The following is a 25,880-nucleotide window of genomic DNA, read 5'->3' as shown; positions in this document are numbered from 1 at the left end:
CCCATGAAAGAACGGATCAAGATGGACTTCGAGCTGGGGATCGTCCTGGATTCCTCGACGCTTACCGCGCCGGACTCTCCGGCCGCGCTCGCGCAGCGTGCGGAGGCAGGCGGGCTGGACCTGGTGGTCGTCGCCGCGCCTGGTCCCGACGGCACAGGGGCCACCGGGTCGCTCGATCCCTGGACCACGGCAATCTGGATCGCGGGCTCCACCGAACGCATCGGGATCGCCGTAGCCGGGCACCCGCCGGACGCGACCGCGCACCCGGATGACCCCGAGGCCGCGTATCCCACCGTGGCGGCCCAGGCTGAGCAGAGCCTCGGCCTGCTCGCGGGCAACCGGCTTGCAACCCGGACGGGCTGGGTAGAGGCACCGGCCGGCTCCAGCGCCGAGGAGCTGGCCGTCCTCGGCGGCGAAGGACTGCCGGTGGCGGTTCCGGTGCGCACGTACGACGACGTCGCCCGGCTCGTGGCGATTGTCGCCGCGAGCGGCCCCGCTGTCGGCCGGCGGCGCAGCCTGAGCGTCCGGGCGATGCGACGCGAGGTCATCGACTACGACGGTGTGCCCGAGTCGCTGCGGGACGGCGTCGTCGAACCGGGCGACGCCGAGTATCTCGCCGTGAGCTCGAACTATCTGCGGGGCGGGGCGCCCGGCATCGTGCTGCGCCCCGAGACCCCGGAACAGGTAGCGGACGCGCTCGAGTTCGCGGGGCGGCACACGCACCTGCCGCTCGGTGTGCGCAGCGGCGGGCACGGCGTCAGCGGCCGGTCGACCAATGACGGCGGGGTGGTGATCGACGTCGGCCGGATGAACCGGATCGAGGTGCTCGACCGGGACCGGCGGCTGGTCCGGATCGGCCCGGGCGCCACGTGGAAGCAGGTCGCTGCGGCGCTCGATCCATACGGCTGGGCGCTCGGCTCCGGCGACTACGGCGGCGTCGGCGTGGGCGGACTTGCGACGGCGGGCGGCATCGGACTGCTGGGACGCGAGCACGGCCTGACGATCGACCACCTGCGGGCGGTCGAGCTCGTCCTCGCGGACGGGACCCAGGTGCGTGCCTCGGCGCAGGAGAACCCCGACCTGTTCTGGGCCGTGCGCGGGGCCGGCGCGAACTTCGGCATCGCCACGGCGTTCGAGTTCGAGGTCTACGACGTGGGCGAGGTCGGCTGGGCGAAGCTCACGCTGGTCACCGACGACATCGAGAGGTCGCTCGTCCGGTTCGGCGAGGTCGCGGCCGCGGCTCCCCGCGACACGACGGTCTTCCTGGTCACCGGGCGACCGCGCCAGGGACAGTCAATGATCCAGCTGTACGCGATAGTCGACTCTCCCGAGCCGGCCGTGGTGGTGGAGCGGCTCACGCCGTTCCTGGACATCGGCGCCCTGGCCCAGCAGGAGGTGTTCGTGACCCGGTACAAGGACATCATGGGGCAGGCGCACGACGTCGGGCCGGAGGGTCACCAGGGGCGGGGCGAACCCGTCTCCCGGTCCGCGTTCCTGCCGGACATCACCCCCGAGTACGCGCACGACACGGCCGAGCTGCTGCGCAGCGGCCGCGTCTTCTTCTTCGAGCTGCGTCCCATGGGTGGTGCGATCGCAGACGTCCCGGCCGACGAGACGGCGTTCGCCCACCGCACGCCCCTGTTCCAGGTCACCGCCATGGGCGCCGATCAGGCGGACCTCGACACCCGCTGGGACGCGCTGTCCGAGCACTTCGACGGCCTGTACCTCAGCTTCGACACGGATCGGCGGCCCGAGCGGCTGGACGACGCGTTCCCGCCGTCGGTCCTCACCCGGCTGCGCGACCTCAAGCGCCGCCACGACCCCGACAACCTCTTCCGCGACAACTTCAACATCGATCCGCGCAGCGACCGTGAGGCCGCGGGCGCGGGTCGGACGGGACGGTACTGATGACCGACTACCGACACGACCTGCTGTTCGGGACCTTCGCCACACCGAGCGCGCACGGTGCGCGTCAGGTGGTCGACCTGGCCGTCACGGCCGATCGCGCGGGGCTGGACCTGGTGACCTTCCAGGACCACCCCTACCAGCCGGCGTTCCTGGACACCTGGACGCTGCTGTCGTACGTGGCCGCCCGCACCGAGAACGTCCGGGTCAGCGGCAACGTGCTGAGCCTGCCCCTGCGCCCGCCGGCGGTGCTGGCCCGGGCCGCGGCGTCGCTCGACGTGCTCAGCGGCGGACGTTTCGAGCTGGGCCTGGGGGCGGGCGCGTTCTGGGACGGTATCGAGGCGATGGGCGGACGGCGGCTCACCGCCGGGCAGGGCGTCGAGGCGCTCCGCGAGGCCATCACGATCATCCGCGATATCTGGGACACCGACACCCGGGGTGGGGTCCGGCTGGACGGCCGCTACTACCAGGCCGCGGGCGCCAAACGCGGCCCCCGGCCCGCGCACGACATCGGCGTCTGGGTCGGTGCCTACAAGCCGAAGATGCTCGCGCTGACCGGCGCCGTGGGGGACGGGTGGCTGCCCACCATCGAGTACCTGCCGCGCGGCGTCGACTCGCTGCCGGACGCGAACGCCCGGATCGACGAGGCCGCCGAGGCCGCGGGGCGCTCGCCCCGGGACGTGCGCAGGCTGATGAACTTCATGAACGTGCAGTTCGCGCCGGACGGCCGGGGCCTGCTGGCGGGGCCGCCCGCGCAGTGGGTCGAACAGCTCTCGGATCTCGCTCTGACCCATGGCGTCACGACGTTCCTCATCGGCGGCGACGACGGACACGCGATCGAGCGGTTCGCGGCCGAGGTGGCGCCGGCCGTGCGCGAGGCGGTTGGGCGGGAGCGTCGCGGGGCGGCCACCTGAGACCTCGATCGTCACGTGACGGTCTCGGACGACGACCCAGGGGTACGACGGGACGCCTGGTGGATGGCCCAGGCGGCGTTGATCAGGCCGATGTGGCTGAATGCCTGGGGGAAGTTGCCGACCATCTCACCGTCAGCGACCTGCTCGGAGAGCAGGCCGAGGTCGTTGGCGTAGCGGCTGGCCAGGTCGAAGGTGGCGCGGGCCTGCTCGACGCGGCCGGCCTGGGCTTGTGCCTGGGCGAGCCAGAACGTGCAGAGCAGGAAAGTGCCTTCCTCGCCGGCCAGCCCGTCGACGCCGCTCGAGGTGCGGTAGCGGTAGACCAGCCCCTGGTCATCGGTGAGCTGGTCGTCGATCGCGTCGATCGTGGCGAGGACGCGAGGATCGGTCGCGGGCAGGAGCCCGACGATCGGGATCATCAGGGCTGAGGCGTCGAGCTGGTTCGACCCGAACGACTGGGTGAACGCACCGACCTCGTCGTTCCACCCCTCGTCCAGGATCGTCGCTCTGATCTGTTGGGCGACCGACCGCCAGTGCTCACCGCGTTCGACGGCTCCCAGCCATGTGGACAGACCGGCGGCCCGGTCGAGAGCGACCCAGCACATCAGCTTGGAGTAGAGGAAGTGCCGGGGTTCGCCGCGGACCTCCCAGATGCCGTTGTCCGGTTGTCGCCACAGCGCTGCGGCGGTGTCGGCCAGTCCGATCAAGAAGTCTTGTGTCGATGCGGAGATGGTCCCCAGCTGGTGGCGGAGCCGGTGTGCGGAGGCGAGCAGCTCGCCGTACACGTCCAGCTGTGGTTGTCTCCAGGCGGCGTTGCCGACCCTGACCGGCCTGCTGTCCCGCCAGCCGGACAGGTGAGGGAGGGTTCGCTCGGTGAGGTCGTGCTCGCCCCCGATGCCGTACATGATCTGCAGCGAACCGCGTTTGCCGTGCGCCGCGGCGGCGGCCATGAACTCGAAGAACTCGCCCGCTTCGTCCGGGCAGGCGGCAACCCAGAGCGCTTCCATCGTGAAGCTCGCATCGCGCACCCACGAGTAGCGATAGTCCCAGTTGCGCTCGCCACCGATCTCCTCGGGGAGTGAGGTGGTTGCCGCGGCGATGATCGCACCGGTCGGCCGGTAGCTCAGCCCCTGCAGCACACGACCGGAGTGCAGAACCTGGTTGCGCCATGGACCTGCATAGCTCTGGTGCTCGGCCGACCAGTCCTGCCAGGCGATGATCGTCGTCCGCAACGAGGCGTGGATCTGTTCGGGGGTGTAGGGCAGCGGCGGCGGATCGGCGAGCTGGGTCTGTTGCAGGGCGAAACCTGCGGTCTCGCCCGCTGCTACGCGTACGGTCGTCCGAGCCTCGCCCTCGTCCAGGATCCAGTCGACCGTGGACGAGAGCAGCAGGCGGCATGCTCCGCCCGCACACCGGACGCAGCCGTCGGTGTGACTCAGCCGGGGAACGACCAGCCCGTACTCGGGCCGCGGCCGCACCACGATCTCGAGCTCCATCTCGCCGCTGATTCCGCGCAGCTCGCGGATCAGGGTGTGCGGGGCGTGTTCACCGAGGCGATGAGGGTCCTCCTTGGTCACGTCGGCCGTGTCGAGGGTTCGCGGATCGGTGAGGGCCAGCGCGTCGGTCAGCTCGACCGATCCGACCCGGGTGGTGAAGACCGTCCTCAGCACCAGGGTGTCGGACACGTAGCTTCGGCTGACCTCGAGGTCGGACGGTTCGGAAGGCTGGATCGTCCAGGTTCCCGCCTCCGCGTCGAGCAACCGTCCAAAGACCGACGGGCTGTCGAATCGAGGGAAGCCGAGCCAGTCAACTGAGCCGTCACGGCCGACCAGGGCGGCGGAGTGCCGGTCTGAGAGCAGTCCGTAGTCGGCGATCGGCTGACGGCTCATTGCAGCACCTCTCCGCCGTGCGGGCCTGCCGTGGTTGCGACGACGAGGATGCCGCGACCAGCTTGATAGACCCGTTGCTGCCGGGTCTGTCGATCTAGCCTGCCCGATCGTGGTCGACCTCGCAGCGAGACGGGCTGCGAGCGGGAACCAGCGAACGGCATCGAGATGCCCGCCATCGGCTTCGGGGTCTTCGAGACCCCGGCCGGGGAGAGAAGCGGCTGCGGTCACTGAAGCGCTGCGCGTCGGCTACAGATCGCGTTCCGTGGGCTCCTACGTTTCGTTGACGCCGCGGACGTCTGCACACGAAGCATGCGCTCCGTACACGCCACGGTGGCTCAGAGCGTCGTCCCGACCTCAGCCATGAGGGTGGTCCTGCCCGGCTCCCCGACCCAGCCTCATGGCATGACGTCCAGCAGTTCTGCGTTGAAGTTCTGTCGCGGCCCGGGCCTGCATCGTCTGCCAGGGCAGCCACCGGCGTGGGTGGACGACACCGGCGTTCCGGTCCAGGACGGCGCGGAGCTCGCGCGACTCCGCTCGTTGTCCATCCCGCCGGGCTGGGCCGACGTGTGGGCGTCAAATGATCCAGATGCGCGGATCCAGGCCACGGGAGTGGACGGACGTGGCCGGACGCAATATCGGTACTCGGCACGAGCGACCGAGGATGCGGCGCGGGCGAAGTTCGACAGTCTGCTGGGCTTCGGCGCGTCCCTCCCACAGCTTCGCGCCCGGGTGGTGGACGACATGAACGCGGCGTCCTCCGACGACGAGTGCCAGCAGGTTCTCCGGGTCTCCGCGGCCGCAGTGAGGCTGCTCGACCGTGGCTTGTTCCGGGTGGGAAACGGGCGCTACGCGCGCGACAACAACACGTACGGCCTCACCACCTTGACGCGCGACCAGGTCTCTGTGGATGGTCAACGCATCGTGTTCGCGTTCATCGGCAAGGAGCACCGGCCGTGGCACCTGCTGATCGAAGATCCGGCGGTGACGGAAGTCGTGCGCGAGCTGCTCGCGCATCCTCCAGCTCCTGACGGTCGCCTCTTCGTGGCACGGACAACTCGGGCCCAGCACCCGATCACCAGTGCGGTCGTGAACGCCTACATCCATGGTGTCGTCGCCGAGCACGCCACGGCGAAGATGTTCCGTACGTGGGGCGGGACCGCCGTGGCGATGGCCATGCTCGCCGGCGCGACGGCCGTCGACGCCCCACAGTCGCGCCGTCCCGAGCTCGCGGCGATCGATGTAGCCGCTCACCTCCTGGGGAACACGCGAGCGGTGGCTCGTCGGTCATACGTCCATCCTGGTGCGTACCACGCCGGCCAGACCCGCGAAGTGCGCGCGGCAGTCGACGCGGCGTCAGCGCGGGTCCTCAGCCGCGACGTCCGGGCAGTGCTTCACGTGAACGACTTGGTACGCATCATGACCAGACAGCTCGCGAAGCACGGCACCTCGGTCACGGCTGGCCCCTGAGCGAGCACGAGCCGGCGCGTGCCCCGGTGTGATGTAGGGCAGGGTGTGCACGAACGAGAGGATCGACGCCATGGATCTGGGACTGAACGACAAGGTAGCCATCGTCACGGGCGCCAGCCGGGGAATCGGGCTGGCCGTCGTCGACGGTCTCGCGCGGGAGGGTGTCAAGGTCGTCGCGGTCGCCCGGACCCTGACCCCGGAGCTGGATGCGCTGGTTGCGACGGGCGTGACGCCGTTCCTGGTTGACGTCACGGCAGAGGACGGGCCGACGGCGATGGTGGAGGCGGCCGCGGGACGGTTCGGACAGCTTGACATCCTGGTCAACAACGTCGGCGGGGTGCGGCCCCGGACCAGCGGTTTCCTGGAGGTCAGCGACGCCGACTGGAACTGGGCGCTGAGCCTCAACCTGATGTCCGCAGTCCGTGCTACACGCGCGGCCCTGCCTGAGCTCATGAAGCGTCCGGCCTCAAGCATCGTGACGATCAGCTCGGTCAATGCGGTTCTGCCAGACCCGTCGGTGATCGACTACAGCGCGGCCAAGGCGGCACTGTCGAACTTCTCCAAGTCGATCTCCAAGGAGTTCGGACCCCGTGGCGTGCGCGCGAACACCATCAGCCCAGGGCCGGTAGAAACCGGTCTGTGGCTGGGGCACAACGGCGTGGCCGAGACGGTCGCGCAGGCGACCGGCAAGGACCCCGCCGCAGTCGCGGCCGACGCCGTTGCCGGGATCCCGACCGGAAGGTTCACGACCCCGCGCGAGGTGGCGGACCTGGCCGTGCTGCTGGCCAGTCCCCGCACCGCCAACGTCACGGGCAGCAACTACGCCGTCGACGGCGGGCTCCCCGAGACGCTGTGACGGGCGACGCGACACCGGGTGAGAGCACTCACGCCAGGGGGCGGGAAGATCGAGGTTGCGGAGCGCACCTCACAGGCGAGGTGCTCGTTCCCACAGCTGCCAGAGGTAAAGGCACGCGAGCGTCCGGTACGGCCGCCACGGCTCGGCGATGCGCGTGAGCTCGGTGGGGGTAGGTGCTGTCGGCAGGTCGTAGACCTTGGCGGCGACTCGGCGCAGCTCCAGGTCACCCACGGGCAGCACGTCCGGGCGGTGGAGATGGAACACCAGGAACATGTCCGCGGTCCAGATGCCGATGCCCTTCACCACATCGAGCTTCGCGATGACCTCGTCGTCGGTCAGCTCCTGCAGCCGGTCGAGGTCGAGAGCACCGGAGAGGATGCATTCGGCGAGCGAGCGCAACGACGTCATCTTCGCGTGGGACAGGCCAGCTCCCTTGCGCAGTTCCTCGGGATCGTCCGTGAGCAGTTCCTGCGGCGTCGGCAGGCGGTCACCGTGCCTGTCCTTCAGCTTGCGGAAGATCGATCGCGACGCGGAGCTGGAGATGTTCTGGCTCACGATCGCACGGACAAGCACGCCATAGCTGTCCTTGGGGATGTCCGGGTCGCCCAGGGACTCCGGGTCCGGCGGCAACCTCGGCGGCGCACCGGCGTCACCGCGGGAGATCTCGTCCATGACCTGTCCGAGAATCGGGTCGACCTGCCGCAGGTGTTCCTCCGGTGTCATACCCGAGACGGTACGTGAGGTCGGGTCGAGTCGGCGAGACGATCAGCGACCCGCGCCTGAGGTGGTGCTGGGGGGTCGGGCGGATCTGGTGTCCGGTGATTGCCGGCGTCAGGCGGCGGGGGTGGGGTCGCTGTCGGTCACGATGTCCGGCCCACTTCCTGAGGATGTACAGCAGGAGATTCCAGCGGGCAGTGGCTCATCCGGTGCACGGGGAGCCGCTTGTCGGCTTCCGCCGGTAGCCGTCGCGGGCTGGTACCGGCCAGGCCGAGCCCCATCAGCACCGACGGTCATCAGCGGGCGGGGGCCAAGCCGCTCACTGAGCGCGCCGAACCGCGCCGAACCGCGCCGACAACAGCTGCTCCCGCCACTGATCAACTCACGCGTTCCGGACAGTGACCGCAACGATACTCGGATGGGTGGCTGCCTTCGGTCGGTCTGCTTCAGACTGGTGGTGAGGAGAAGGGGCACCGCGTGCACACACTGGCTGAGGTGGGACCGGCTGTGCTGGCGGCGCTGGGGGTTCCCGGGGACACCAACGGGCTCGGGCTGCCGGGGGCGCGGAAGGTGTGCCTGCTGGTGGTGGACGGGCTGGGGTGGGAATTGCTGCGGGCCCATGCTCGGGACGCGCCGTTCCTGGCGTCCTTGGCGGAGGCGCCGATCGCCTCGGGGTTCCCCTCGACGACGGCGACGAGCCTTGCGTCGCTCGGGACCGGTCGGTTGTCGGGGGAGCACGGCGTGGTCGGGTACACGTTCGCTGTCGAGGGCGAGCTGCTCAACGCGCTGGGGTGGCACAGGCAGGGGGAGGGGCTCGATCTTCGAGAGCGGCTCGTGCCCGAGACGGTGCAGCCGGAGCGGACCGTTTTCGAGCTGGCTGTCGAGGCGGGGGTGCCGGTGCGGCTGGTAGCGCCACGGGAGATCGAGGCCAGTGGACTGACTCGCGCCGTACTGCGGGGTGGTGAGGTGCGAGGGGTGCACGCACTGGGTGACCTGATCAGCCAGGTGCTGCAGGCGCTGCGGGAGCAGGACCGGACGCTTTGCTACGCCTACCACGCGGATCTTGACGGCCTCGGCCACGGCTACGGGCCGGGCAGCGACGCGTGGTGTTACCAGCTGAGCGTGGTCGACCACCTCGCGGCGACGATCGCGAACGGGCTTCCGCCCGGCGCGATGCTGGTGGTCACGGCCGACCACGGGATGGTCACCGCGGGCGAGCAGGATCGGGTCGACTTCGACACCGAGCCCGACCTGAGGTACGGCGTACGGATGCTCGGCGGCGAGGGCCGTGTGCGCTACCTGTACGCCGAAGCCGGCGCGGTGGACGACGTCGTCGACAACTGGCGTGGAGTGCTCGGCGACCGCGCTCAGGTGCTGCGGCGGCAGGAGGCGATCGACCGGGGCTGGTTCGGGCCGCGGGTCGCCGACCGGGTGCGGCCGCGCATCGGTGACGTCGTGGTGGCGGCGCAGGGATCGTCGGTCGTGGTCCGGTCGAAGGTCGAGGCGCGGCTGAGCCGGTTCATCGGTCATCACGGTTCGCTGAGTGACGCCGAACGGCTCGTCCCTCTGCTGGTCGCGGCCAACGGGAGCTGACACGATGCAGGACATCGCGGCGCTCGCGCGGGATCGATTGGGGTACGACGCGTTGCGGCCCGGGCAGGCTGAGGCGGTCGGGGCGGTGCTCCACGGGCAGGACACGCTGGCGGTGCTGGCCACGGGGACGGGCAAGACCGCGATCTACCAGCTTGCCGAGCTGGCCCTGGGCGGGCTGACCGTGGTGGTCAGTCCGCTGGTCGCTCTGCAGCGGGATCAGCTGCGGGCGCTGTCCACGGCCGGCCTCGAGGTCGCGGAGCTGAACTCCGGTGATCACGCCGGACAGCGCCAGGCACGCGAGATGCTGGCGGAACGCCGTCCGGGATTTGTCCTGATGTCACCGGAACAGCTCACCCATGCGGACGTACTCGAACTGCTCGCCGGCTCCCGGCCGCACCTCGTCGCGGTCGACGAGGCTCACCTGGTCAGCGAATGGGGGCAAGACTTCCGGCCCGACTACCTGCGGTTGGCGGCCGCGATCCGGGCGATGGGCCGGCCGCCGATTCTCGCGCTGACCGCGACGGCGGCGCCGCCGGTCCGCGGCGAGACCGGGGCTTCCGTCGTGCCTCAGCGGACAGGGACGGCCTCGTGAGGCCACCCGAAGCTCACACCAGTTCGACCCTGTCGGCCTGCGGTCCCCGGTCGCTCTGACGCACCTTGAATCGGACCCGATCGCCCTCCTCCAGGAACTCGGCGCCCTGCACGACCGACACGTGCACGAACAGGTCCGCGCCCCCGGCATCGGGTGCGATGAAGCCGAAACCGCGGTCCGCGTCGTAGCGCGCGACGGTGCCCTCACCTCCGCGCACAGGCCCGCCCGATGCCGCGGGTCGGCTGGACCGACCGCGGTCCGTGGCTGCGCGCACACTCCCGGAGCCGCGCACGAGCTGCACGTTGCGGGCATTCGGCCCCTTGTCGCCCTCGACGACGTCAAACGTCACGCGTGCACCCTCGGAGAGCTCGGTCAACCCCGAGCCGAGCGCACTGACGTGGACGAAGACGTCCTCGCCACCCGAGTCGGGAGCGACGAACCCGAAGCCCTTGGTGTCGTCGTACCAGGACACCGTGCCGTCCGCGCCGTCGGATGCCGACCGTGCGGCCGCCGCCCCGAGCGGTAGCAGGTGGTCCGCCTGCGGCCCCTTCTCCCCGTCGACGACGAGGAACGCCACCCGCTGCCCCTCCGAGATCACACCGCCCCCGACGATGGCCGAGCTGTGCACGAAGATCTCGACGCGACCGTCGTCGGGCGTGACGAAGCCGTATCCCTTGGCCGGCTCGTACCAGGTGACGGTGCCGAGCACGCCCACGGGCGCGTCGGCGGCCCGCTCGCCCGTGACACGGACGCGGCGCGCCTGCGGGCCACGCTCGCCCTCGCCCATCTCGAACTCGACGGCCTGCCCCTCGCGGAGCAGCTTCGGTCCGTCGTCGCCGACGATCTCGGACGCGTGCACGAACAGGTCATCGGCCTCGTTCCCGAGGTCGATGAAGCCGAACCCTCGGTCGGCGTCGAACCATCGGACAGTTCCCTGGGGCACTTCAGACTCCTCATCCGGCAGACATTGCTGTCGTCCATTGTCCCTGACAAACCGCAGACGGATGGGTCCGCAGTCGCACCTGCTCGTCGACGACGCCGTGTCAGCCAGCCGGAGGCGATCCTGGTACACGCATACACCCGACCCCTTCGCGTGACCGTTCGGTGGTCGAGCCGTTCGTGACCGCGCGGTCCGAACGGGCTCGACCACCGGCTCGACCGGGCGCCGCTCAGGCGTGCCCGGCCTCGCCCACGACGGTCTCGGTGCGGACCTGCTCCACCGTGGCCCGCCGCGTGCCGCGCAACGTCACGAGCGAGACGAGCGCGACGGCCGCCGTCACTGCCGCCGCGACGAGAAATGCCGCGTGCAGGCCGGACACGTAGGCGCTCCCGGCGAGCGCCGCGCCGCCGGCATCGAGGCGGGCGGGAACGGAGCCCTGTGCGAGACCCTGGTGCTCTGCCTCGCTGAGCTGGAGCGGCGCCGTGCCGGAGTGCACGTTCGCCGCGACGAGCGCGGACATGACGGCGGTGCCGACGGCGCCGCCGATCTGGATGCAGGTGGACTGGAAACCGCCGGCGACTCCTGCCAGGTGGACGGGGGCGGAGCCCACGATCGCCTCGGCGCCCGCCGTGATGGTCATGCCCGTACCCATCGCGAGCACCACGAACGCGACTGCCATGACCCCGTAGGGTGACGTCGCCGAGATCGTCATGAGCGTGAGCAGGGCTAGTGCGCTCAGCCCGAGGCTGAGCACCGCGGTCGCCCGCGTGCCGATCCTCGCGACGAGGACGGAACCGATGGGGGCCGAGACGATCGAGACCGCGGACATCGGCAGCAGCATGAGCCCGGCCTCCAGGCCCGTCGCTCCGCGGAGGTTGATGAAGAACATGGGCAGCACGAACGTGACACCCATGAGGACGAAGAAGTTTGCGGCGATCATGAGGCCGCCGGTGCCGACCGTGGTGCCACGGAACAGCGACAGCGGCAGGAGCGCGTCGCCGGTGCGGGCCTCGGTGCGCGACTCCAGGCCGACGAAGCCGACGATGACCAGGATTCCGGCGGCGAGCAGCCCCAGCGTGCGCGCATCGGTCCATCCCCAGGTCTCGGCCTGCACGATCGCGAAGACCGTGGCGACCAGCCCGACCGCCAGCACGATCACGCCCTGCACGTCGAAGCGCCCGGACGTGGGAAAGCTGGTCCGGGGCAGGAGGAACAGGCCGTAGACCAGGCCGATGACGGCGACGGGCACGTTGACGAAGAAGACGGACTGCCAGCCGAGCGCGGACTCCAGCGCGCCGGCGAGCGTCGGGCCGACAGCGATCGCGATGGAGGAGATGCCGCCCCAGATGCCGACGGCCATGCCGAACCTCTCGCGCGGGAACGTGGCCCGCAGGATGGCGAGGGTCTGCGGCATCAGGATGCCCGCCGCGACGCCCTGCGCGACGCGGAAGGCGATGAGACCCGTCGCGGTGCCGGACAGGCCGATGGCCACCGAGGCGAGCGTGAAGAGGACGAGGCCGGTCAGGTACAGCGTGCGGTGCCCGTACCGGTCGCCGAGCTTGCCGGCGAGGATCAGGGTGGCGGCGAGGCCGAGGAGGTAGCTGTGGGTGACCCACTGCAGCTGGGCGAACGTGGTGCCGACGTCGGCGGCGATCGCCGGGTTGACGATCGACACGACGGTGGCGTCGAGCCCGACGAGGAAGAGGCCGAAAGCGACGCCCACGAGCGCGATCCCCGGCCGGCCGCGCAGGGGAGCGCGCGCGGGTGGCTCGGTGGACGTCCGGCGGGCAGAGGGGGGCGCGGTGCTCAAGGGGCTCCTTGGGAGGGTGCGGGCGGGGCGTCCGGTCGATGCCCCGCCGGGGCAGAGAGAAGCCCGGGCGTCCCCGGGCTCCCAGTGTTGATTATGAAAGTATAACTACTCTGGCGGCCTAGGATCGGACCATGCCCGACGAGATCACCGTCACGCCCGACGAGGACGTGACCCGCGGCCTGATCGATTTGGCCGACGTCGTCCTCGAGCTGAACCGCCATCTCGACCTGCGGTCCGCAGGGCTGCGGGGGATCGTGCCCATGACGGGCACGGAGGTCGCCGTGATCCGCGCGATCCATCACGCACCGGGGACGTCGCCGTCCCGCATCGCCGAGGCGACGGGCCTTGCGCGCAGCAACGTGAGCACGGCGCTGCGCACCCTCGAGGCGCGCGGGCTCGTGGTACGCGACCATCCGAAGGGTGACGGGCGCACGGTCGAGCTCGTCGCGACCGCTACCGCGGACGAGCACCTCGCGCGCATCCACGAGTACTGGGCTCGCCGGCTCGAGCAGGCCCCGGCGGAAGTACGTGCCGCCGCGATCGCCGCCCTCCCCGCGTTGACCGATCTTGTGGCGGCACTGGCCAGGCCTGCCGGCACCGACAGCCACCTCGAGGCCTCGCGGGGGCCGAAGCCGGGTGGGGGAGAGGCGTCTCCGCCGTGAGCGAGGAGCTTGAGTGCTCCGGCACGTCGACATGCGCCGGCCGCACCTGGACCGCCGTCATCCGCGTGCCAGCGCCTCCACGATCTCGTCCGACGTTGCGACCCGGGCGATGGCGGGGAACACCGCGGCCAGCGCATGGTCGTGGGTCTCGGTGCGGAGGTCGGTCACGGCGTCGGAGGGCACCACGACGTCGAAGCCGAGGTCGTAGGCGTGCCGCACGGTGGACTCCACGCCGAAGCTCGTCGCGACGCCCGCGACGACGACGGTCGCCACGCCGCGCTCGCGCAGCAGGTCTGCCAGCCCGGTGCCGGAGAACGCGCTCAGGCGCGCCCGCTCGATCCGCAGGTCGGCGTCGCGCACCTCCAGTGCTGGTGCGAGCGACCGTCCCGCTTCGGGGAAGACGCGCGCCGGCGAACCGTAGGCGTTGCGCCCGGGTGGGGTGCCGGTCGAGACGGCATAGGCGACCGTTCCACCGCGCTCGTGCACGGCTCCGGCCAGCGTCGCGGCCGCGGCGACGACCTCGTCGGCCGGGTGCGCGAACGGGCTGGCCAGCGTGGCGGACTGCAGGTCGACGACGACCAGGGCGGTGGCGGGGGAGAGCGAGAGGGTCATGGTGCTCCTCGGCGGGTTCGGAGGACCTCGCTACGGTCGCCCACCTTGCTGACAGGCCACTTCGCCCTTGCCGTCGGCCTGCACGACGCCCTCGCTGCAGGCGCGGGCGAGCGCGGCGGGGCCCGGATCGTCGCGCTGACCTCGGGGGCGCACATGAACTCGCCGGTCGTGTTCGACGACATCCACTTCGACCGGCGCGCCTACGATCCACAGCTCGCCTACGGGCAGTCCAAGACGGCGAACTCGTTGTTCGCCGTCGAGGCCACCCGTCGCTGGGCGGACGACGGGATCGTCGCTAACGCGGTCAACCCCGGAGGCGTCTCGACCGGCCTGCAGCGAGACTTCACGCCGCAGATGAAGGCCTACCTCGACCGGCAGGAAGCCGCCGGAGTCTTCACCTACAAGAGCGTCCAGCAGGGTGCCGCCACGACCCTCGTCGCTGCGACCGCTCCCGAGCTCGCTCACAGCGGTGGCCACTACCTCGACGACGGCAACGAGTCCGAGACCGTGCCTGACGACGTTGGACTGCTCGGCAACAGCCACGCCGTCAAGCAGTGGGCGCTCGACTCCGACGCCGCTCAGCGGCTGTGGCGTGTCTCCCTCGACCTGACCCGCTGAACTATCTCGGCGGCCTTGGGCGAGCGCCCTCCGGTCAGGATGGGCGGCAGGCTGCGGTGACGACCTCGCGCCACAGTTCTGGGTGGGTGTGCCAGAAGTCGTGCGGGACGTCGGGAACCGTCTCGAAACGACCGGCGGGGACGAGCTCGCCCAGCTGGGCGAGCGGCCACGGCGGGCGGATGTCCGCGCCCGCGGCCAGGAAGGTCATCGGCACCCGTGAGTCGGCGAGCTTGCGCCAGAGGCGTGGCTCGTGGATCCAGTCGAGGAACGATGCCTGGAGCGCGGCGTGCACCTCGGCCGACCAGGCAATGTCAGGGGCTGGATCTGCGGCCTTCCCAGACTCGTACTGCGCGGACCAGGTGCGGTCCTTGTGCAGCCCGTGCCCGGCGATGCCGACGACCCGGACCACCGACTCCGGGTGGTCGAGGGCGTAGCGGACGGCGAGGTCGCCGCCCCAGGAGTGGCCCAGTACCGTCCATCGCTCGATGCCGGCTGCTCTGCGCACCTCCTCGACGTCGGCCACGGCCTGCGCCATCGTGTGCGGTCCGCCACCGGACCGGCCGACGCCGCGGGGTTCAGGGAACCATGCCCGGAAGCCTTGTGGAGCCAGTTCACCGGACTCCAGGTAGTGGACGCAGCCCGGCCCGCCCGACAGCACGACCACGTCCGGTCCAGCGCCGTGGACGCCGACATGGAGCCTCGTGCCGTCAAGGGCCGTCACTGCTGTGGAGTCCATCGCGCGATGTTATCGATCCGCGCGCGAGCTCCTGCCGTTCGATGTCGGAGAGGATCCAGTCATGCCCGGAGGTCATGCTTGGAACGGCGCGGCTTCGTCCCGCCAGCGGTAGAGGTCGCGCAGCAGGGAGATCTCTGCGCCGTGATGGATCAGTTCCCTGTTGACGTGCAGGATCCTGTTCCAGGAAGCCTCGGCAGCGACACCATCGACGAGCTCCTCAAGCACGGCATTCCCGCCGACGGTGTCCTCGCCCTCGGGCGTACTCGGCGATGAGCCGTTCTCGCCCGGCCGGCGACTGCGGGGCGCCGGCGTTGACAGCGGCTCGGATGGCGGCCGGGTTCTTCTTCAGCAGGTAGCCGACGACGCCGCGCTCGAACGCGCCGTAGAGGTACTCGTCACGACGTCGGGACGCAGTGCCCGGGCCAGGTGTACGGCGTCGACCCCGTTGCTCGCCTCGCCGGCCACGCGGATGTCGTCGGTGGTCTCGAGCAGGAGCTGCAGCGACCGGCGGACGCTCCCTGTGTCGTCGACGACGAGCGTCGTGATCACGGATTGTCCTCCCTGCTCGCCCAGGGCGCCGATACCCCCCCACGGGCCTGCGTTGCGATCTGTACCCACTAGCTGGCTCTCATGCGTCTGGTGTCGTAGGCCCAGATCGCGATCTCGACGCGGTTGCGGGCGCCGAGCTTGGTCAGCAACGATGCGACGTGGGTCTTGACCGTGCTCAGGCCGACGAAGAGTTCGGTGGCGATCTCGGCGTTGGTCCGGCCCCGTGCGACCAGCGTGAGCACCTCCTCCTCGCGCTCGGTGAGGGGGTCGGTGGGCTGGACCGGTACCACCGGTGCCTGGTCGGCGAGGGTCGCCAGCAGCCGGCGGGTGACGTTGGGGGCGATCAGCGCGTCCCCGTTTGCCGCCGCGTGGATGGCCTGCACGAGGAGCTCCGGCCCGGCGTCCTTGAGCAGGAAGCCGCGGGCGCCGGCGCGTAGGGCGCCGAGGACGTACTCATCGAGGTCGAAGGTGGTGATCACGACGACTGCCATCGGGTCCGTCACCTCTGGCCCGGCCAGGCGCCGCGTCACCTCGACGCCGTCGAGCCCGGGCATCCGGATGTCGACGAGGACGACATCGGGACGCAGCCTGGTCGCCAGGTCGAGCGCTGCGATCCCGTCTGCTGCCTCCCCCACGACCTCGAGGTCGGGTTGCGCGCCGAGGATCATCACCAGCCCGGTCCGGACCAAGTCCTGGTCGTCGGCTACGACCACACGGATGCTCATGGCAGGGCCGCCACCGGCAGCACGGCCTCGACAACCCAGCCACCCGCGGGCCCCGGCCCTGCGGAGAGCGATCCGCCGAGGAGCTGGGCGCGTTCGGCCATGCCCAGCAGGCCGAACCCACGTTCCGGGGCTGGCCCCGGCACGGTCTGTCCATCGTCGCTGACCCGGAGCCTGACGGCGTCGCCCTCCTGGCGTACGTCGATCCCGACGCGGGTCGCGTTCCGGGCGTGCCGTATGGCGTTGGTCAGCGACTCCTGCGCGAGCCGGTAGAGCGCGGCGTCCACGGGTCCTGCCAGCCGGGCTGACGAACCGTCCAGCGAGACCTCGACGGTGGGCGTCGCGTCGGCGCGCGCCAGAGCCGGCAGGTCCGCGACACCCAGCTGCGGTGAGTAGGCAACGGCTTCCTCCTCACGCAGCACTCGCACCATGGATCTCATCTCCGCCAGGGTTCGCGACGCTTCAGACTCGATCGCGGCCAAGACCTCGGCGGCCTTCTCAGGCTGGATGCCGGCGACCACGCCACCGGCCTGCGCCTGCACCGCGATGGCCGAGACGTGGTGGGCCACGGTGTCGTGCAGCTCGCGCGCCAGCGCCACCCGCTCCTGATTGCGGATCTCGCGCTGTTGGCGATGCCAGAGGTCCGCGCGGTAGCGGAACACCGCCGCGAGGGCGACGACCAACAGCAAGAGGACGCTCCCGCCGAAGACGTCGGCCCAGCCCGTGGAGGAGGCGTACGTCCCCAGCGTGACGACGACTGTCACGAACGCCGTCCCCAGAACCATCTCCCGTCCCGAGCCCCACCGCACCAGGGAGTAGAGCAGGATCAGGACAGCCATCATGGAGTAGAGGCCGAGGTCCCCCGTGTGCGCGGTCAGCTGGAGGACCGAGAGCAGCCCGACGACACCCCACCCGACCAGGGCGGCGATCAGTGGGCGGCCCCGCCGCCAGAGCAGGGCCGGCATCAGCGCCACGGCGAGCACCGTCACAAGGGGCCGCCAGGCCAGGCCCGGCCGAACGACGCCCTCGACCAACGCGGCGGCCGCGAACACGCCCACCAGCAGCCAGTCGAGACGACCGATGGGTGGGGCGTCAGCAGGCCGCGGCTCATGCCAGATGGAGCGCCCGACAGTGTTCACAGCTCCAGCCTAGGGATCGGCGCGCGTCGGCGTACCCGCCGAAAGAACGAGAGAGAGCCCATCCCATAGGCCAGGCGAACTCCGGCCTCCGGGCCGATGCGCCCGCCGCCTGAGCTCAGCGATCGTGGACGCATCGATCCTCACCACAGCAACGGAGCGCATGATGAGAACACGTCAACCCACCACCACGCTGGAAGACCAGCCGATCCCGGTCAGAGCCAAGCTCGCCGCAACGTGGACAAGCTTCATGTTCCTGTACGCGTACGTGGACATCCTCAACTTCTTCACGCCCGGCGTCGTCGAAGAGATCCTCGACGGCAAGGTCTTCGAGTTCGACCTCTCCCAGACCTTCTCGACCACGGCGCTGACCCTCGTGGCCATCCCGATCCTCATGGTCGTGCTGTCAATGACGCTGCCTGCCCGGGTGAACCGCATCGCGAACCTCGTCGTGGCCTTGTTCTACGTTCCTGTCACGGCATTCAACGTGGTGGGCGAGTCCTGGCTGTACTTCTACGGCCTCGGCATCGGACTGGAACTGATCCTTCTCGCCCTCATCGTGCGGTACGCCTGGACCTGGCCCCGCACCGTACCGATGGCGACCAGCCCGGACCATGAAACCGTTCGTGCCCGACAGCAAGCGTGAACCCAGGAGCAGTCCACGTCCTGTTGTGACCTGGCAGCGGCGGCGGGCGGTCGCGTCGTGACGTTCGGCCTCGCGCGCCCATCCGTGGGCGCGGGGGCCGTTCGGTCAAGGCGAGCTCGGTGGCGTGTCGGTCACCCAGCCTGGGCGCGTAGCTCCTCCAGGAGGGGGAGCAGCAGCATGCGGCTGGCCGCGTACGGCCCGTGAGCTGCGGTTCACGAGCCGTACCCCGACGTCGGCCCCCAGGCGCTGCGCCGCCCGGACCGGTCCGGGCGGCGTCGTGAGTCAGGCTGCGTCGCGGTGCGCCTCGGCCAGCACGCCCGCAAGTTCCGCCACGGAGTCGAGCAGGTGGGTGTGCGGCGCGGCGGCGAGCGTGGTGCGTGGGACACCGCCGCTGAGCACGCCGACCACGAAGCCGGCGCCCGCGTTGGTCCCGGCCTCGAGGTCGAGCACCGTGTCGCCCACGGTGAGCACGTCGGCAGCGCGCCACACGCCGGTGCGCTCCATCGCCCGGTGCACCATGTACGGCGCCGGGCGGCCCGCCGGCACGTCGTCGGTGCACACGACGGTGTCGACGGTGTCGCCCTCCCGCCAGCCGAGGCGGTCGAGCAGCAGGCCGGTCACCTCGGCCGAGAACCCCGTGGTCAGCGCGATCCTCGCGCCGTGGGCCCGCAGCGCCGCGAAGGCGTCCAGCACCCCGGGCATCGCCACGGGCGGGGTGTCGTCGTAGGCGGCGCGCAGCAGGCGCTCGAAGTCGCCGAACGCCTCCTCGACGGCGTCGTCGTCGGGCACGCCGCCGATCCCGAGCAGGGAGCGGATGGCGGTGCGCTTGTCGGCGCCCATCCAGTGCGCGACGTCGGCCATCTCGGCCGCGCTGCCGTGCCGGCGGACGGCGTCGTGCAGCGCGCGGTAGACGGCACCTCCCTCCTCGACGGTGGTGCCGGCGATGTCCAGTGCGGCCAGAGCGATCATGTGCGGTCCTTCCAGGGTTGGTCCGGTGTTGCGGGTCTCTTGGGGTCAGCCGGTCACGCCGGCGCGGTCGAGCACGTCGGCGGCCAGGCCCAGGCCCGTCGTCATGCCGATGCCGGTGGTCACGGTGGCGACGTGCACGCCGGGGGCGGGTTCGGCCACCAGGAACTCGCGGCCGGGTGCGGTCGCGTAGGTGCCCTGCCAGCGTTCGACGACGTCGACGCCGGTGTCCAGCAGGTCGGTCAGGAGCCGGAGCAGCACGGTGTTGCCGGCCTCGTCCTGGAACACGGGCGCGTCGACGTCGCGGACGTGCGTGTCGCCCACGATCAGGGTCCCGTCGGCCTGGGGCGTGAGCATGAGGTTGACGTCCCACGCGGCGGCCTCGGGGTCGGCGGCGGCCAGCTCGCGCGCGACGTCGTCGGCGGACGGGCAGGCGGCCAGGGCCTCGTACCGGACCATGGACCAGCCGGTCAGGAGCGGGCCGGGGAAGGGGCGCGGGGACGACGCCGGCCGCACCCGGAGCATGTGCAGTCGGCAGCGGCGCAGGCCGGCCTCGGTGGCGACGTCCGGCAGGAGCCGGTCGAGATCGTGGTGCGCGGCCACCACCACGACGTCGGCGTCCACCGGCCCGGCGGTGGTCTCCACGCGGCCGGGCCCGACGGCGCGGGCCGCCGTCCGCCACCGGAAGGTGACGCCCTGCCGCTCCAGCCAGCCGGCCAGCGCCGGCGCCGCGACGCGGGGGGCCACCTGCAGGTCGAGCGGCAGGTGGGCGCCGCCCACCACGGCACCGGGACGCACCGGGACCGCCGCGCGGGTCCGGTCGGCGTCCAGGAGCCGCACCTCGTCGTCGCCGCGCTCGGCGTGCAGCTCGCCCAGCAGGCGCAGCTCCGCCTCGGTCCGGGCCACCACGTGCGTGCCGGTGGTCGACACCGGGAACCCGGCCGCGGCGCCGAGGGCGAGCCAGCGCTCGCGTGCGGCCAGGGCGTACCGCCGCGCCTGTCCGGCCTGTGCGGTGACGCCCACGTGCCCGAAGTTCTGCACGGACGAGCCGATCACGGACGCGGCCTGCTCGACCACGGTGACGCGGTGCCCGCGGCGGTGGGCCTCGGCGGCCGCGCCGAGGCCGACGACGCCGGCGCCGACGATCACGACGTGCGGGGACCGGGTGCCGGTCATGGAAGTCCTCCGTGGGTCTTCATGCGGGGGTGTTCATGCGCGAGTCATCTGGCCGGGCTAGGGTCCGGCGGTGAGCAAGTCGAGCGAGATCGTCCGGGTGCTGGCCGAGGAGCTGACGAGCCTCCCGCCCGGTACGCGGGTGGCGTCCGAGGCGGACGTCGGCGCGCGGTTCGGCGTGGGCCGCGCAGCGGCGCGGGCCGCCCTGGAGGAGCTGGAGCGCCGGATGCTGGTCAGCCGCATCCAGGGCGTGGGCACCTTCACGCGGCGCCGCGTCGACTACCTCGTGGCGCCCGGGCGCGCGCCGTCGTGGAGCCGCACCATCCGCGAGGCCGGCGCGACGCCGCGCACGGTCGTCCTGGCGTGCGACGCGGTGCCGCTGCCCGGACCCGTCGCGCAGGCGCTCGGCACCGCACCGGGGGAGCCGGGCTTCCGGCTGGTGCGGCGCTCGTTCATCGACGACATGCCCGCGGCCTGGGGCGTCGAGTGGCTGGCCGCCGCGCTGGTCCCCGAGCTGCCCGCGGCCCTGCGGCACGAGGACTCGCTCGACGCGATCCTGCGCGACGTCGCCCGCGTGCTGCCGGAGCGGGCGTGGACGCGCGCCAGCATGGAGTCCGCGCCCGAGGACGCCAGCGCCGGCCTGGGTTGCCGGCCCGGCGACCCGGCGTGGCTGATCGCGAGCCTCGCCCGCGACGGCGGCTCGGGCCGGCCGGTGCTCTCGACGGAGCGCTGGGTCCGGGCCGACGCCGTCCGGGTGATCGTGGAGCTCGGCGCGCAGGGCGAGGCTCACGGGACCACCGCCGCCCGTGGCGCCGGCCCGGCGGGGCCGGACAGCAGCCGGCCCACCTGATCCAGCCCGACGGCGGGCGTGACCAGGTCGGACCAGGGCACGGTCTCGCGCGTGCGCTCCAGCAGGTCCAGCGCCGCGCGCAGGTGCCGGGGCTCGTAGTTGTGCACGCCGGTCACGGTGAGCCAGCGGCGCACCACGCGCTCGGGGTCGAGCGGCACCGCCGGGGAGGGCGTCACCGACCCAGCCAGCACGAGCCGCCCGCCGACGTCGAGCGCGTCGAGGCAGCGGGCGACGGCGGGGCTCGATCCGGACAGCTCGATCGCGACGTCGCCGCCGCCGACCGGCTCGTCCACGCCCAGCGCCGAGGTGGCGCCGAACCGGAGCGCGAGGTCGCGCCGCGCGGCGTCCGGGTCGGTGACCAGCACCTGCGCCGCCCCGGCGGCGCGCGCGGCGGCCACGGCGGTGATGCCGAGCATGCCCGCGCCGCTGACCAGCACGCGCCGTCCGGCCAGGGGGCCGGCGGCCTCGATCGTGGCCATGACGGTGGCGGTCGCGCAGCCGGCGGGGGAGGCCAGGTCGTCGGGCACGGCCGCCGGGACACGGGCGACCGTCGACCCGGCCGGCAGCACCAGGTGCCGCGCGTAGGTGCCGCTGAGCGGCCACGCGGAGGCGAACGCCTCGTGCCCCACCTTGCGCACCGCGCGGCACTTGGCGGTGCGTCCGGCGGCGCAGCGGTCGCACGTGCCGCAGGAGACCGTCACGCCCCACACCACACGGTCGCCGGTGCGCAGCGGCCCCCCGTCCTCGGCGTCCACGCCGCCGGGACCGACGGCGACGACGTCGCCCACGGCCTCGTGCCCGAGCACGGACGGGACCGGGGCCGGGCGCCGGCCGGAGACCGTGTGCCGGTCGCTGCCGCAGACCGTGGTCAGCCGGACCCGCACCAGCACCTCGCCCGGGCCCAGGTCCGGGAGCGGCACCTCGACGAGGCGGACGGCGTCGCCGCCCTCCCAGAGGGCGACGGTGGTGCGGTCGGTGGTCAGGTCAGCTGTGCGCGGATCCACCCGGAGAGCCTTTCGATGAGCAGGACGACGACGAAGACGAGCAGGACGATGCCGCCCACCACCTCGAACCGGAGGGTGCGCACCGCCTCGAACAGGAGGAAGCCGACCCCGCCGGCGCCGACGATCCCGAGGATCGTCGAGGTGCGGATGTTCACGTCGAGCAGGTACAGGCCCGAGCCGACGAGCGACGGCATGCTCTGCGGCAGCACGGCGGCGAACAGGACCTTCCACCACCCGCCGCCCACGGACCGCACGGCCTCGGCCGGGCCCGCGGGGACCTCCTCGACGGCGTCGGCCACGAGCTTGCCGAGGAAGCCGATCGAACCGATGCCGAGCGCCATGGCGCCCGCGACGGGGCCGAGGCCGACGGCGGCCACGAACACGACCGCGAGGATGAGCTCGGGGATCGCGCGGACCACGAGGACCACGCCGCGCGCAGCGGCGTGCACCACGGGGTGCGGGGCCACGTTGCGGGCCGCGAGCAGTCCGAGCGGAAGCGACAGCACCACGCCGATCGCCGTGGCGACCAGCCCGATGGCGAGGGTCTGCACCAGCGCCTGCCAGAGCACGGGCCCCAGGGAGACGAGGTCCGGTGGGAAGGTGCGTCCGGCCACCTGGACCAGCTCGGGCAGGGACAGCAGCAGGGCGAGCGGGTTGATGTCGAGCCGCACGAACGACCAGACGGTCAGCACCAGCGCGGCGCCGCCGGTTAGGAACCGCACGGCGCGGTCGCGCTCGAACCGTGGCCGCCGGGGCGTCAGCAGCGTGCGGCGGAGCGCCATCGACGCCAGCTCCATGGCCGCGACGACCACCAGGATCACCGCGACGATGCCGAGCGCCTTGGGGTACACCAGCCCGCGCAGCGCGTCCTGCAGGGCGAACCCGATGCCGCCGGCGCCCACGAAGCCGAGCACCACGGAGGTGCGCAGGTTGATGTCGATGCGGTAGACGAACGCCGAGATCCAGGCGGGCACCACCTGCGGCACCACGCCGTTGAGCAGCTCGCGCAGGGGCCCGACGCCTACGCTGCGCACCGCCTCGCGCGGGCCGGGGTCGGCGTCCTCGATCGCGTCGGCGAACAGCTTGCCCAGCATGCCGACGGAGTGCAGCGCGAGCGCCAGCACGCCCGGCAGCACGCCCAGCCCCAGCGCGCGCACGAACAGCACGGCGAACACGAGGTCCGGCACCGCCCGGCAGAACGTGATGATGCCGCGGGCGGCCAGTGCGACCGCCGGGTGCGGCGTCGTCGTGCGGGCCGCGAGGAACGCCAGCGGGACCGACAGGACGGTCGCGAGCACCGTGCCCAGGAACGCCATGAGGATGGTGTCCAGGGTGAGGGCGGCCAGGCGCGCCGGGTCGTCGAGCCGAGGCGGCAGCATGCGCTCCACGAGCGCGGTGACGTCCTCGCTGCCGGCCACCAGCGTGGGCAGGTCCAGTCCGATGGACGACGCCGCCACGAGCGTCAGCAGCACGGACCCGCCGGCGATCCAGCGCAGCGCGCGCCCGTGCGGCGTCCGCGGCCGGGCCGGGGCCGGTCGGCCCGCGGTGCCGGACGTCGCCGGCGCCTGCGACGGAGCGCTCACCGGTCGGCCTCGACCCGGCGGTAGATCGACATCGCGTCGTCGCGGGTCAGGCCCGCGGCCGGGCGGTCCAGCACCTTGGTGCCGTGGCGCAGGCCGACCAGGCGGTGCGCCCAGCCGAGCGCCAGGTCGACCTGGTGCAGCGTGCACACCACGGTCAGACCCTCCTCGGCGCACACCCGCACCAGCAGGTCCATCACGGCGCCGGAGTTCTCCGGGTCGAGCGACGCGACCGGCTCGTCCGCCAGCACAAGCTGGGGCCGCTGCATGAGCGTCCGGGCGATCGCCACGCGCTGCTGCTGCCCGCCCGAGAGGGTGTCGGCCCGCTGGTAGGCGTGGCCGAGCAGGCCGACCCGCTCGATGTGCGCCAGGGCCTCCTCGCGCATGCGGTGCGAGTAGGTGCTGACGCCGTAGCGGGGCCCGCGGACCCGCCCCAGCCCACCGATCAGCACGTTCTCCAGGCACGTGAGCCGGCCGACCAGATTGAACTGCTGGAACACGAACCCGACCTCGGTCCGCAGCCGGCGCAGCTCCCGGCCCGACGCACGATCCACGCGCGTGCCCGCGACGGTGACCTCGCCCGAGGTGGGCCGGTGCAGCCCGTTGAGGCAGCGCAGCAGCGTCGACTTGCCCGAGCCGGACAGGCCCAGCAGCACCACCAGCTCACCGCGCGCGACGTCCAGGTCCACGCCGTCCAGCGCCCGGTTCCCGTCGAACTCCTTGGTCAGACCGCGGACCCGCACGAGAGTCTCGGGCGCGGCGGACGTCCCGGCCGGGGCGGCCTCGCTCGACGCGTCCGCCTCGGCCGGTCCGGTGCCGGGCAGCACGGTCAGCCCTCGCACTTGTCGGACCGGGTGAGCGTGCAGACCTCGCGGGTGCCGTCGTAGTCGGCGTCCTTCGCCGGGGCGAAGCCCCAGGCGTCCTCGTCCGTCAGCAGGCAGTCGTCGTCGCAGTAGCCCTGCGCCTTCAGGTAGTCGGCGTTGGCCTTCTCCACGAGCAGGTCCGCGAGCCCCTGGTTCACCTCGGCGCCGAGCGCGTCGTTGCCCACGAACAGCGAGCCGGAGATCTTGGGCGAGCGCCAGACCTCCTTGAGGTCGCCCTCGGCGAGCTCGCCCGCGTCGGGGAGCGTCTGGTTGACCATCGACTCCATGGCGAAGCCCGCCTCGCAGTCGCCGGCCGCGACGGCCAGCGCCGAGGCGTCGTGCGCGCCTGAGTAGACCGGCTCGACGCCAGCGGCGACGTCCGCCTCCTGGCCGGAGGTGACGACGCCCGCCTCGATGAGGCCCGCGCTCGGGTAGAGGAAGCCGGAGGTCGAGCCCGGGTCGACGAAGCACACGCTGCGCCCGGTGAAGTCCTCCAGGCCGTCGATGTCGCTGTCGCCGGGGACGATGCCCAGCGAGTAGTAGCCGGGGTCCTCGCCCTTCTCGGCGACGGCGGCGCCGAGCGGTGTGATCGCGGCGTCGTTGTGCGTGGCGATCACGTACGCGAACGAGCCGAGGAACGCGATGTCGACCTTGTCGGCGATGAGTCCCTCGATGACGCCCGCGTAGTCCGACGCCTGGCTCACCTCGACCGTCGCGCCGGTCTCCTCCTCGAGCATCGCGACGATCGGGTCGTAGCCCGCGGCGAGGTCCGTGGAGTTCTCGGCGGGGATGGCGGCCAGCCGCAGCACGGAGGGGAAGCCCTCGGCGGTGGTGCCGCCCTCGGCGCCGGAGCCGGGGGAGCACGCGGACAGCGCCAGTGCCGTCGTCGCGGCGAGCGCCACGGTGGTGAGGGTCGTGGTGGTCTTCATCATCTCTCCGGTCGTTGCCGTTGCGGTGGCGCCCGGACCGGGCGCCACCGTGGCCGAGTCTGTGAGGGCGCGACGAACCGTCGGGCGTGCCGTGGTGAACGGCGGGTGAACTGTCGTTCACCGTCCCGCCAGGTCGTCCGGACAACATGGCGCG

26 protein-coding genes are annotated in these 25,880 nt (G+C 71.9%); 10 read left to right on the top strand and 16 right to left on the bottom strand.

Translation table 11 applies throughout. The features are described 5' to 3' along the window. Positions 1–3 precede the first annotated feature (3 nt). Positions 4–1,908, top strand: coding sequence for an FAD-binding protein (locus tag ACIPN7_RS11090; RefSeq protein ID WP_400541241.1), 1,905 nt, complete (start codon positions 4–6; stop codon positions 1,906–1,908). Next, entirely contained in the window at positions 1,908–2,819 is a 912-nt protein-coding gene (locus ACIPN7_RS11085) for an LLM class flavin-dependent oxidoreductase (protein ID WP_400541238.1), read from the top strand. The genes ACIPN7_RS11090 and ACIPN7_RS11085 overlap by 1 nt, the downstream gene beginning before the upstream one ends. An 11-nt stretch (positions 2,820–2,830) precedes the next feature. Here the strand turns inward: ACIPN7_RS11085 and ACIPN7_RS11080 are convergent, their stop codons facing one another. Then, positions 2,831–4,705, bottom strand: coding sequence for a glycoside hydrolase family 15 protein (locus ACIPN7_RS11080; protein WP_400541235.1), 1,875 nt, complete (start codon positions 4,703–4,705; stop codon positions 2,831–2,833). A 402-nt stretch (positions 4,706–5,107) separates the two neighbouring features. On the opposite strand from ACIPN7_RS11080, the gene ACIPN7_RS11075 reads away from it, so the two are divergent. Next, complete coding sequence (locus ACIPN7_RS11075; RefSeq protein ID WP_400541232.1) at positions 5,108–6,172, top strand: DNA topoisomerase IB; 1,065 nt, start codon at positions 5,108–5,110, stop codon at positions 6,170–6,172. 70 nt (positions 6,173–6,242) lie between these two features. Beyond that, positions 6,243–7,028, top strand: coding sequence for an SDR family NAD(P)-dependent oxidoreductase (locus ACIPN7_RS11070; protein WP_400541229.1), 786 nt, complete (start codon positions 6,243–6,245; stop codon positions 7,026–7,028). 69 nt (positions 7,029–7,097) lie between these two features. Here the strand turns inward: ACIPN7_RS11070 and ACIPN7_RS11065 are convergent, their stop codons facing one another. Next, the gene (locus tag ACIPN7_RS11065; RefSeq protein WP_400541226.1) at positions 7,098–7,751 is read right to left on the bottom strand and encodes a DNA-3-methyladenine glycosylase family protein; all 654 of its coding nucleotides are present in this window, start codon (positions 7,749–7,751) and stop codon (positions 7,098–7,100) included. A 471-nt stretch (positions 7,752–8,222) separates the two neighbouring features. Between ACIPN7_RS11065 and ACIPN7_RS11060 the strand changes: the two genes are divergently transcribed. Together ACIPN7_RS11060 and ACIPN7_RS11055 are read left to right on the top strand one after the other, a co-directional pair. Further along, complete coding sequence (locus ACIPN7_RS11060; RefSeq protein WP_400541223.1) at positions 8,223–9,338, top strand: alkaline phosphatase family protein; 1,116 nt, start codon at positions 8,223–8,225, stop codon at positions 9,336–9,338. Between the two features lie 4 nt (positions 9,339–9,342). After that, positions 9,343–9,930, top strand: a complete 588-nt coding sequence (locus ACIPN7_RS11055; protein WP_400541220.1) for a DEAD/DEAH box helicase — start codon at positions 9,343–9,345, stop codon at positions 9,928–9,930. Positions 9,931–9,943: 13 nt separating this feature from the next. On the opposite strand, the gene ACIPN7_RS11050 is transcribed toward ACIPN7_RS11055, so the two are convergent. Continuing rightward, on the bottom strand, positions 9,944–10,873 hold the full coding sequence (locus ACIPN7_RS11050) for a cold-shock protein (RefSeq protein ID WP_400541217.1): 930 nt from the start codon (positions 10,871–10,873) through the stop codon (positions 9,944–9,946). Positions 10,874–11,099: 226 nt separating this feature from the next. Then, on the bottom strand, positions 11,100–12,680 hold the full coding sequence (locus ACIPN7_RS11045) for an MFS transporter (RefSeq protein WP_400541214.1): 1,581 nt from the start codon (positions 12,678–12,680) through the stop codon (positions 11,100–11,102). A 281-nt stretch (positions 12,681–12,961) separates the two neighbouring features. Here ACIPN7_RS11045 and ACIPN7_RS11040 point away from each other — a divergent pair, with 281 nt between their 5' ends. Further along, positions 12,962–13,342 carry a MarR family winged helix-turn-helix transcriptional regulator gene (locus ACIPN7_RS11040; RefSeq protein ID WP_400541976.1) on the top strand — a complete coding sequence of 127 codons (381 nt, stop codon included), beginning with the start codon at positions 12,962–12,964 and terminating at the stop codon, positions 13,340–13,342. Positions 13,343–13,399: 57 nt separating this feature from the next. On the opposite strand, the gene ACIPN7_RS11035 is transcribed toward ACIPN7_RS11040, so the two are convergent. Next, positions 13,400–13,954, bottom strand: a complete 555-nt coding sequence (locus ACIPN7_RS11035; protein ID WP_400541212.1) for an isochorismatase family protein — start codon at positions 13,952–13,954, stop codon at positions 13,400–13,402. 45 nt (positions 13,955–13,999) lie between these two features. On the opposite strand from ACIPN7_RS11035, the gene ACIPN7_RS11030 reads away from it, so the two are divergent. Beyond that, positions 14,000–14,572 carry a hypothetical protein gene (locus tag ACIPN7_RS11030; RefSeq protein ID WP_400541209.1) on the top strand — a complete coding sequence of 191 codons (573 nt, stop codon included), beginning with the start codon at positions 14,000–14,002 and terminating at the stop codon, positions 14,570–14,572. Between the two features lie 34 nt (positions 14,573–14,606). Here ACIPN7_RS11030 and ACIPN7_RS11025 read toward each other — a convergent pair whose 3' ends face one another. The 5 genes from ACIPN7_RS11025 to ACIPN7_RS11005 all read right to left on the bottom strand — a co-directional run bounded on the left by ACIPN7_RS11025 (position 14,607) and on the right by ACIPN7_RS11005 (position 17,718). After that, entirely contained in the window at positions 14,607–15,308 is a 702-nt protein-coding gene (locus tag ACIPN7_RS11025; RefSeq protein WP_400541206.1) for an alpha/beta fold hydrolase, read from the bottom strand. A gap of 72 nt (positions 15,309–15,380) precedes the next feature. After that, positions 15,381–15,533, bottom strand: coding sequence for a hypothetical protein (locus tag ACIPN7_RS11020; protein ID WP_400541203.1), 153 nt, complete (start codon positions 15,531–15,533; stop codon positions 15,381–15,383). Between the two features lie 120 nt (positions 15,534–15,653). Beyond that, complete coding sequence (locus ACIPN7_RS11015; RefSeq protein WP_400541200.1) at positions 15,654–15,857, bottom strand: hypothetical protein; 204 nt, start codon at positions 15,855–15,857, stop codon at positions 15,654–15,656. Between the two features lie 68 nt (positions 15,858–15,925). Further along, positions 15,926–16,582, bottom strand: a complete 657-nt coding sequence (locus ACIPN7_RS11010; RefSeq protein WP_400541197.1) for a response regulator — start codon at positions 16,580–16,582, stop codon at positions 15,926–15,928. Next, positions 16,579–17,718 (bottom strand): sensor histidine kinase, encoded by a 1,140-nt coding sequence (locus tag ACIPN7_RS11005; RefSeq protein ID WP_400541194.1) that lies wholly within the window; start codon positions 17,716–17,718, stop codon positions 16,579–16,581. The genes ACIPN7_RS11010 and ACIPN7_RS11005 overlap by 4 nt, the downstream gene beginning before the upstream one ends. A 124-nt stretch (positions 17,719–17,842) precedes the next feature. Between ACIPN7_RS11005 and ACIPN7_RS11000 the strand changes: the two genes are divergently transcribed. Further along, entirely contained in the window at positions 17,843–18,361 is a 519-nt protein-coding gene (locus tag ACIPN7_RS11000) for a DUF6326 family protein (RefSeq protein WP_400541191.1), read from the top strand. Positions 18,362–18,643: 282 nt separating this feature from the next. Here ACIPN7_RS11000 and ACIPN7_RS10995 read toward each other — a convergent pair whose 3' ends face one another. Together ACIPN7_RS10995 and ACIPN7_RS10990 are read right to left on the bottom strand one after the other, a co-directional pair. After that, positions 18,644–19,330, bottom strand: coding sequence for a phosphonatase-like hydrolase (locus tag ACIPN7_RS10995; protein ID WP_400541188.1), 687 nt, complete (start codon positions 19,328–19,330; stop codon positions 18,644–18,646). Between the two features lie 45 nt (positions 19,331–19,375). Continuing rightward, entirely contained in the window at positions 19,376–20,503 is a 1,128-nt protein-coding gene (locus ACIPN7_RS10990) for a TIGR03364 family FAD-dependent oxidoreductase (protein ID WP_400541185.1), read from the bottom strand. Between the two features lie 70 nt (positions 20,504–20,573). On the opposite strand from ACIPN7_RS10990, the gene ACIPN7_RS10985 reads away from it, so the two are divergent. Continuing rightward, entirely contained in the window at positions 20,574–21,350 is a 777-nt protein-coding gene (locus ACIPN7_RS10985; protein WP_400541182.1) for a GntR family transcriptional regulator, read from the top strand. Here ACIPN7_RS10985 and ACIPN7_RS10980 read toward each other — a convergent pair. The 4 genes from ACIPN7_RS10980 to ACIPN7_RS10965 are packed head-to-tail and all read right to left on the bottom strand — an operon-like array spanning position 21,287 to position 25,726. Next, a complete protein-coding gene (locus tag ACIPN7_RS10980) occupies positions 21,287–22,354 on the bottom strand; it encodes a zinc-binding dehydrogenase (RefSeq protein ID WP_400541179.1) in 1,068 nt (355 codons plus the stop codon). The genes ACIPN7_RS10985 and ACIPN7_RS10980 overlap by 64 nt on opposite strands. Beyond that, complete coding sequence (gene phnE, locus ACIPN7_RS10975) at positions 22,330–23,937, bottom strand: phosphonate ABC transporter, permease protein PhnE (RefSeq protein WP_400541176.1); 1,608 nt, start codon at positions 23,935–23,937, stop codon at positions 22,330–22,332. The genes ACIPN7_RS10980 and phnE overlap by 25 nt, the downstream gene beginning before the upstream one ends. Further along, positions 23,934–24,776: a phosphonate ABC transporter ATP-binding protein gene (gene phnC, locus ACIPN7_RS10970; protein WP_400541173.1), complete on the bottom strand. Its 843-nt coding sequence runs from the start codon at positions 24,774–24,776 to the stop codon at positions 23,934–23,936. The genes phnE and phnC overlap by 4 nt, the downstream gene beginning before the upstream one ends. Further along, positions 24,764–25,726: a phosphate/phosphite/phosphonate ABC transporter substrate-binding protein gene (locus ACIPN7_RS10965; protein WP_400541170.1), complete on the bottom strand. Its 963-nt coding sequence runs from the start codon at positions 25,724–25,726 to the stop codon at positions 24,764–24,766. The genes phnC and ACIPN7_RS10965 overlap by 13 nt, the downstream gene beginning before the upstream one ends. Between the last annotated feature and the right edge of the window lie 154 nt (positions 25,727–25,880).

Origin of the sequence: Promicromonospora sp. NPDC090134 (genome assembly GCF_044746965.1) — a bacterium.
In the GTDB taxonomy this organism is placed as follows: domain Bacteria; phylum Actinomycetota; class Actinomycetes; order Actinomycetales; family Cellulomonadaceae; genus Promicromonospora.
This window is presented reverse-complemented; position numbering and strand designations above follow the sequence as displayed.

Bases quoted from the DNA above. Each gene is read 5' to 3' on its own strand.
- ACIPN7_RS11090 (WP_400541241.1), top strand. From the start codon at position 4: ATGAAAGAACGGATCAAGATGGACTTCGAGCTGGGGATCGTCCTGGAT.
- ACIPN7_RS11085 (WP_400541238.1), top strand. From the start codon at position 1,908: ATGACCGACTACCGACACGACCTGCTGTTCGGGACCTTCGCCACACCG.
- ACIPN7_RS11080 (WP_400541235.1), bottom strand. From the start codon at position 4,705: ATGAGCCGTCAGCCGATCGCCGACTACGGACTGCTCTCAGACCGGCAC.
- ACIPN7_RS11075 (WP_400541232.1), top strand. From the start codon at position 5,108: ATGACGTCCAGCAGTTCTGCGTTGAAGTTCTGTCGCGGCCCGGGCCTG.
- ACIPN7_RS11070 (WP_400541229.1), top strand. From the start codon at position 6,243: ATGGATCTGGGACTGAACGACAAGGTAGCCATCGTCACGGGCGCCAGC.
- ACIPN7_RS11065 (WP_400541226.1), bottom strand. From the start codon at position 7,751: ATGACACCGGAGGAACACCTGCGGCAGGTCGACCCGATTCTCGGACAG.
- ACIPN7_RS11055 (WP_400541220.1), top strand. From the start codon at position 9,343: ATGCAGGACATCGCGGCGCTCGCGCGGGATCGATTGGGGTACGACGCG.
- ACIPN7_RS11035 (WP_400541212.1), bottom strand. From the start codon at position 13,954: ATGACCCTCTCGCTCTCCCCCGCCACCGCCCTGGTCGTCGTCGACCTG.
- ACIPN7_RS11025 (WP_400541206.1), bottom strand. From the start codon at position 15,308: ATGGACTCCACAGCAGTGACGGCCCTTGACGGCACGAGGCTCCATGTC.
- ACIPN7_RS11010 (WP_400541197.1), bottom strand. From the start codon at position 16,582: ATGAGCATCCGTGTGGTCGTAGCCGACGACCAGGACTTGGTCCGGACC.
- ACIPN7_RS10995 (WP_400541188.1), bottom strand. From the start codon at position 19,330: ATGATCGCTCTGGCCGCACTGGACATCGCCGGCACCACCGTCGAGGAG.
- ACIPN7_RS10990 (WP_400541185.1), bottom strand. From the start codon at position 20,503: ATGACCGGCACCCGGTCCCCGCACGTCGTGATCGTCGGCGCCGGCGTC.
- ACIPN7_RS10965 (WP_400541170.1), bottom strand. From the start codon at position 25,726: ATGAAGACCACCACGACCCTCACCACCGTGGCGCTCGCCGCGACGACG.